The 7,125-nt window shown below is 52.9% G+C and carries 6 protein-coding genes and 1 pseudogene; 5 read left to right on the top strand and 2 right to left on the bottom strand.

Annotated elements, in window-relative coordinates:
• Both EII26_RS07760 and EII26_RS07755 read right to left on the bottom strand, forming a co-directional pair.
• Positions 1-94 (bottom strand): annotated as a pseudogene (locus tag EII26_RS07760) (IS5/IS1182 family transposase); the annotation flags it as partial.
• 519 nt (positions 95-613) lie between these two features.
• Positions 614-1,372 carry an IclR family transcriptional regulator gene (locus tag EII26_RS07755; RefSeq protein WP_124888584.1) on the bottom strand — a complete coding sequence of 253 codons (759 nt, stop codon included), beginning with the start codon at positions 1,370-1,372 and terminating at the stop codon, positions 614-616.
• Between the two features lie 211 nt (positions 1,373-1,583).
• Here EII26_RS07755 and EII26_RS07750 point away from each other — a divergent pair, with 211 nt between their 5' ends.
• The 5 genes from EII26_RS07750 (at position 1,584) to EII26_RS07730 (ending at position 7,125) form a co-directional block, all read left to right on the top strand.
• Complete coding sequence (locus tag EII26_RS07750; RefSeq protein WP_233572667.1) at positions 1,584-2,450, top strand: isocitrate lyase/PEP mutase family protein; 867 nt, start codon at positions 1,584-1,586, stop codon at positions 2,448-2,450.
• A gap of 4 nt (positions 2,451-2,454) precedes the next feature.
• Positions 2,455-3,351, top strand: coding sequence for an NAD(P)-dependent oxidoreductase (locus EII26_RS07745; protein ID WP_124888582.1), 897 nt, complete (start codon positions 2,455-2,457; stop codon positions 3,349-3,351).
• A gap of 15 nt (positions 3,352-3,366) precedes the next feature.
• Complete coding sequence (locus tag EII26_RS07740; protein ID WP_124888581.1) at positions 3,367-4,059, top strand: RraA family protein; 693 nt, start codon at positions 3,367-3,369, stop codon at positions 4,057-4,059.
• Positions 4,060-4,142: 83 nt separating this feature from the next.
• Positions 4,143-5,111 carry a TAXI family TRAP transporter solute-binding subunit gene (locus EII26_RS07735; RefSeq protein WP_158612202.1) on the top strand — a complete coding sequence of 323 codons (969 nt, stop codon included), beginning with the start codon at positions 4,143-4,145 and terminating at the stop codon, positions 5,109-5,111.
• A 79-nt stretch (positions 5,112-5,190) separates the two neighbouring features.
• Positions 5,191-7,125, top strand: a complete 1,935-nt coding sequence (locus EII26_RS07730; RefSeq protein WP_124888579.1) for a TRAP transporter permease — start codon at positions 5,191-5,193, stop codon at positions 7,123-7,125.

Here is a 7,125-nt window from a genome sequence, read left to right as displayed (position 1 = left end):
TCCCGCCCCAGGAACCCTTACGACCCGGAAGAAGAGGTTCCAGCAACCCCCAGACCCTGTCCGAAATGTCGTGCCTTCTGTGCCCTTGGTCCATAGTGACTTCCCCCTGACTGAATGATTCTGCTGGAGGATATTCTAAACCTTTTAACATCTCCTGACGACACCATCTAGGGGCGACGCGGGAGTCGGCGTGATGGTAATGGTTCTCATGACGGCGTTTCTGCCGAGAAGAAAAACGTAGTTCCGGGAAAGCGCAGCCAGTCCTCTAGGAAAGATTGGGGGTAGGGGATGTCTAAAGCGTGTTCCAGACAAGGCGCTGAAATTCCATCCCCTTCATTTGACTTGGGATATCAAGATCCCTGCATTCTCTGCGGAAATACTCTCCGAACTTCCTAGGCCATCTCCCGCAGTTGCCATATTGTGCGGGTTCCGCAGCCCCAGCCCCTCTTGCGTCCCCGAAGATCTCACCAAGGAAAACTCCACCGCCCGTGAACAGGATCGTCGTCCTTGTTTTCGTTATCAGGATATTGACAAAATACAATATATTTCGAATCTTGTGTCTCAAATCAAATGGCCTTAAAAACAATCCTAACGCAGCCCTTGGCACATTCCCTCATGTGCCGCACAAAATATTTGACAGCTCAAAAGACACCGTCTTCAGAGCATGAATCATATCAGCAACTGTTTCTGGCGTAAAACGAACATCCGGACCAGCAATACTGATACTGGCGCAAGGTACTCCGGGAGAGCCAAATATGGGGACTGCAACTGCCACCACTCCACGCTCCCGTTCCGCATAGCTGACGGAGTAGAGGTTACGTCTTGTTTCCTCCAAAGCCTCCATGATTCTTTTCCGCTCCATTATTGTATTTTCTGTAAAAGGTTGCAGTTCTTCGATGACCTCGAAAATGAAATCCGAGGAAGCCCAAGCAAGCAGACAGCGCCCTGCCGCCCCTGCCGCCAGGGAAAAGACCGAGCCCAAAGGAACCGACCTTTTCAATGGAGAGGTTGTCTCGCATTGAGCGTAACAGACACGCAATTTCCCTTTTCGTATGTACATATTGACCGTCTCGTTGAATCGATCACGTAGTCTCTCCATAAAAGGCAAGGCCATCACCCTCAAAGCATCGGATGCCTCAGCTATTTTGCCCATACGTAGACAATACACCCCGAGTTGATAAAGCTTTGTTCGCTCGTTGCGCTCCAGAAAATTTTCTTCGACCAACGCGTTCAGAATACGTGAAGCCGTTCCCGCAGGCAAACCAAGACCCTGGGCTATCTCTGTCATTGAAAGCCTTTGCTTGTCCTCAGAAAAACACTTCAAAACACGTATGGCCTTTCTTAACGAAGAGGTCCCATCTTCTTTTTTCATTTCGGACACCTTTTTTCCAGGCGCCTACCCAATCGGCAAGCAACCCCTTATAGACAAGAACTCTGCTTGTCTCCAATTCACCCTGCCCTATAAAACCATGAGCCTGAAGTTGACAGAATAAAAATTGCGCGCGTATAATAACCATATTATAACATTTATTTCCATATTTTGGAAACAAGGAGGGCTCATGAAAAATACAACACACTTACGCATGCTCCTGAACCAGAGAAGGGCCGTCCCCGCAATCGGATGCCACGATGTCCTTTCCGCCATACTTATTGAGAGAGCAGGGTTCGAAGTTATCCAAGTGAGCGGTTTCGGTTTGGCGGCAACCTTGCTTGGCTTGCCAGATATGGCTTTTCTGAGCTATACGGAAATGCTGCATCTGACCCAAAATATCGTGCAATCCGTCGCCATTCCTGTTATGGCGGATGCCGATACCGGATTTGGCAATGCCATCAACGCCATGAGGGTCACGGAACAGATCATCCGGATCGGTGCCGCAGGCATGAACATCGAGGACCAGGTCTTCCCCAAACGCTGCGGGCACATTGAAGGAAAGACGATCATTCCTCTGGAGGAGATGGTCCTCAAGATCAAGGCTTGCAAAAAGGTTCGTGACTCGCTGGATCCAGATTTCATCATCAATGCACGCACCGATGCTATCGGAGTTGCCGGGATCGACGAAGCGATTCGGCGGGCCAACGCCTATGCGGAAGCTGGGGCCGACATGATCTTCGTCGAGGCACCTCGAGACCGCGAGGAGATAGCGCGAGCTACAAAAGAGATTCAGTGTCTGGTCAGCATCAACCTCTTTGACTTGGTCGAGGGGGGGAAAACACCCTTGCTCTCCCTGGACGATCTGGCATCGATGGGAGTCGCTCGCGTTAGTGTACCGACCGGGACCACCTTTGCCGCTGCGCGCGGGGTGATGAATTACCTTGAGGCAATCAAGGGCGGCAAGCTGGCAGCGAACCGCACGGATCTCGTCGTCAGTTTTGCCGAGTTCAAGGATATCGTGGGCGTCCCAAACTTTCGCGAACTCGAAAAGGAATTTCTTCCCGCATTCGTGGAGTGAGTCCATGCCCCTTTCGCGACTGGGCTTTTTAGGATTCGGCGAGGCCGCTTTTTATATGGCTCGCGGTTTGGCTCAAGAAGGCAACCTAAAATTCTTCGCCTACGACGTTGCCTTGGATCAAAAAGGGACTTATGGGGACACCGTACGCCGACGCATGGAAGAGGCTTCGGCAACAGCATGCAACTCCGTCGCTTCTTTAGCGCAGTCCTCCGACCTGATAGTGGCTGCCATTCCCGCAAATTTTGCACGCGAAGCTGGACTTGACGCTCTGTCCCACCTCCATCCAAACCAATGTTATGTCGACGTCAGTACAGCCGGTCCCGGAACGAAGTTGGAGCTTGAACGTTCCTTTCAAGCAAAAGGAGTCCGTTTCGCCGATGCGGCGATGATGGGGCCTCTTCCAATTTTTGCCCATAAGGTTCCCATGCTGGTCTGCGGCGACGGAGCGGAGATTTGGTGTGATTTTCTAAACCAGCACGGCGGCAAGGCGGAGCGGCTCGAAGGAGAGGCCGGGACGGCAACCAGTACAAAACTTGTACGCAGCGTTTTTATGAAAGGACTGGAAGCCCTTTTTGTAGAGACATTTTTGTTTGCCCGCCGTTGCGGAGTGGAGACACTGATTCTGGACTCACTTGCCTCTACCTTGGATAATACTCCCTTCGAAAAGACAGCCCTTCGGATGAGCAGTGCCGATGCCATCCATTCGGAGCGTCGCGCTCACGAGATCTCCGAGTCCATTCGGCTGATGCGGGAACTCAACATCGTTCCCATTATGGCGGATGCAACACGATCACGTCTCGAACGCTCTGCGGCCACAGGCTTGAGGGCAGAATTGAACGGAGTGCCTCCAGAATCGTTTGAAGCCTTGTACGAGCTTTGGGAGGAAAAGGCGCTATCTTGAGAGGAGGAATTGGCTGTGCCTGTTGGCTTCAGGGTCTATCTAAAAAGATCGATGCCGCCGGAGGAGCTGATTGAAGCTTATTCAAAACTCTCTACGGCCTGCATCGCGGATTGTATGGGGCGTCTGTGCGCTTTGCATCCCCGGATAAAGTTGGTTTCCTCGCCGAAAAATGTCATGGCTGGCGCCGCTTTAACCGTCAAAACCCGTTCTGGAGACAATCTGATGCTACACAAGGCACTCAACCTGTGCACGGCGGGGGACATCCTCATCGTCGCGAACGGCGGCGATGAAACTCGGTCCCTGCTCGGGGAGAACATGGTCGCTCTCGCCTTACAAAAACACGTGTCCGGTATCGTCATCGACGGTCCGGTCCGCGACATCGCCTCCCTATGCAAAACCTCGCTCCCCATCTATGCCAACGGTACGACTCCGGGAGGCCCCTATAAAGAGGGGCCTGGAGAGATTAACGTCCCGATATCCTGCGGAGAAATCAGCATCCATCCGGGTGACGTCATCGTAGGAGACGCGGATGGTGTGATTGTCATTCCCATTGCCGACGCTTCCGAAATTTTAAAAGCGGCGCAGACATTCGCTCTCAAGGATGCGGAAAAATTGAATCGCAGCAAAGCGGGTACTGCAGATAGCGCCTGGGTCGATAAAACCCTTCAGGAGAAGGGATGTGAGATCATAGACGACATTTTTCCCTAGGAGAGCCCTCGGCGTATGGTGGCATGGTGTGTGACTCGCATGTTTTTAGACTCGCAAATAAAGACGGGGAGGCGATTCAGACAATGGGACAGCAAATGAAGGTTCGTATGATTATGATGAGGGTGCTCTTAATCGCATTGGCCATGCTCCTTTCCGGGACTGCCTTTGCCGAAGAAACTTTTGTCCGAATCGGTACAAGCACTGTCGGAGGAGGCTTTTATCTGATCGGAAACACCATTGCGCAACTGGGCACGCAGAAACTGAAGGAAATCAACTTCACCGCCGTAACCGGCGGCTCCATCAAGAACTGTATCAACTTGGGCACCAAGGAAATAGAATTGGGAATGGTTCAGTCCTCCACGGTCAACGAGGCTTGGAATGGCATCAATTCATTCAAAACTCCAATCAAAAGTTTACGCTATGTCACCGCCATCTATTTCATGCCTGCGCACATACTGGTCAACAAGGACGCTGGAATACAAAGCGTCGCCGATTTCAAGGGAAAACGTGTGGATTTCGGCTCCGTAGGGCAGGGTATCGAGATCAACACCCGAGAGATCCTGTCCGTGCACGATCTGAGCGAGGCCGATGTGCGCGTCGAACGTTTTGGCCGCAACGAAGTTGAAGAAGCGCTCAAGGTCGGCGATAGCCAGGCCCACATCTGGACGACCAATGCCCCAAACGCCAAGATCTCGGAGATGATACGTTCCGAAAAGGTGGGCTTGATAGGCCTGGAGGAAGAGAAGATCAAAGAGATCACGGAGAAGTTCCCTCACTATGCCCCTGCCGTCATACCGGGCGGACTTTATCCGGGGTACGATAAGGATATCCCTGTCGTAGCAGCAGTTGGCTCTCTCCTGACCTACGAAGACATGCCTGAAGACACCATTTACAAGATAACCAAGATGCTGCACGAGAACAATAAATTTCTTTCCGATCGTTTGAATTATTTCAATGGCTTCAACTTGGATATGGCTCTTGCAGGCATGTCTGTTCCCCTGCATCCCGGCGCTAAAAAATATTATGTCGAGAAGGGTTTGATTAAAGAGTAAGGTTCCCCGGTTCCCTCAAAACGTTCCTCCCCCTCGAACTCCTTTTGGGGGAGGAACATCCTGATTCAGGAGGTATCTCATGCCCGACAGCGCCTGTAACGTACAGAACGAACCCGATGCGATATCGCCGATCAAACGCGATAAAAAGCGTATGTTCGATGGACGCTTGAAAACCTTTATCACCTGTGTCACGGTTTTCCTGGCCTTGTTTCATCTGTACACATCGGTCTTCGGACTGTTGCCTGCCATGCAGCAACGGAGCTTCCATATCGCATTCGTCCTGTTTTTAGTTTTCCTCCTCTACCCGGCGACAAAACGCTCTTCCCTCAATAAGCCGACGCCCATCGATTGGGTCTGCGCCGTACTGTCGGCCATCTGCTCCCTGTACGTCTTCCTGATGTACAAGGATATCGCCGGAAGGGCTGGAATATACACCACTTACGAACTCTATCTGGGAACGATCATGCTGGCCCTGACCTTCGAAGCCGCACGAAGGGTCTTGGGCTATCCCCTACCCATTTTTTGTTCCCTCTTTCTCCTGTTCGCCTACTACGGCCGTTCCATGCCCGGGGTACTGAAGCATTTTGGGCTTTCTTACCCCCGTATCGTCGAGGAGCTCTATTTGACGACGGACGGACTTTTTGGCCTTGTTTCCGGTGTCTCGGCAACTTACATATTTTTGTTCATACTCTTCGGAGCGTTCCTGAGCTCTACGGGAACTTCCGCTTTCTTCAACGATCTGGCCATGGCTCTGACCGGTCACAAAAAAGGCGGTCCTGCGAAAATAGCCGTGATTTCCAGTGCGTGTATGGGCACCATCAGCGGCAGCACCTCAGCCAACGTAGCGACAACGGGAGCATTTACCATCCCGCTCATGAAGAAAATCGGGTATCCCGCCTATTATGCTGGGGCGGTGGAGGCTGCAGCCTCCACCGGAGGACAGATCATGCCGCCGGTTCTGGGCTCGGCAGCGTTCATCATCGCCGACAGCATCGGCGTTCCCTACATCAAAGTGGTGTCGACCTCAGTGATCCCGGCCCTCCTCTATTTTTGGGGGATCTGGTGCTGTCTCAGCCTCGAGGCTACAAAACTGGGACTCGAGGGCCTCAACAAGGCCTCCCTTCCCAAGGTATCGGCCGTATTGAGACAAAGCGGATACAAGTCCTTACCCCTCTTCGTGATCATCTACTTCCTGGTCCAGGGATACAATCCCCTCTATTCGGCCTGCTGGGGCATCGCCTCCTCCATGATGCTCAGCTTCGTCAGAAAGGAAGACCGCCTCAACCTGAAAGCTCTCATCGCAACGCTGGAGGACGGAAGCAAGTCCGCTCTGTCCGTAGCCGTCGCATGCACTCTCGTTGGGGTCGTCATCGGGATGATGGGCGCAACGGGCATTGCGCTTCGGGTCGGGGACACGATCCTGGGCTATACGGCTGGTAGGCTGATGCCTACCCTGGTTATGACAATGGGCATCGCTTTGCTTCTGGGGATGGGGATGCCTACGACCGCCAGCTACGTGATGGCCAGCGCCGTCGCCGCCCCCGCATTGGTTTTAATTGGCTGCAAGGCCCTGGATGTTCACTTCTTCGTCTTCTTCTTTGCGGTGCTCTCCTCCGTGACGCCCCCCGTATGCGTCGGTGCCTACACCGCTGCAGGCATAGCCGGAGCCGACCCCAACAGGACCGCCTTCATGGCCCTGAAGATGGCCTTGCCAGGGTTCATCATTCCCTTCGTATTCATCTACTCGCCGGAGCTTCTGCTTCCCAACGTCCAATCTTGGCCCATGTTCTTTCAGGCCCTGCTCACCGCGCTCCTCGGCGTGTTCATCCTTGCAACAGCCCTCGAGGGATATTTGCTCGATGTCATGTCCTTGCCCGAAAGAATTCTAGCTTTCGCCGCTGCACTGAGCATGATTGTACCGGGTTGGAAAACCGATCTTCTGGGTTTTGCAGTCCTGGTCTTTCTCTGCTTGTTCGCAAAACGCCGTATCCGTGCGGGAAAGGCTCGGAGCTGA

Source organism: Fretibacterium sp. OH1220_COT-178 (assembly GCF_003860125.1).
Taxonomy (GTDB): domain Bacteria; phylum Synergistota; class Synergistia; order Synergistales; family Aminobacteriaceae; genus CAJPSE01.
Note: the sequence above shows the minus strand (reverse complement) of the source record. Positions and strands in the feature narration are given on the sequence as shown.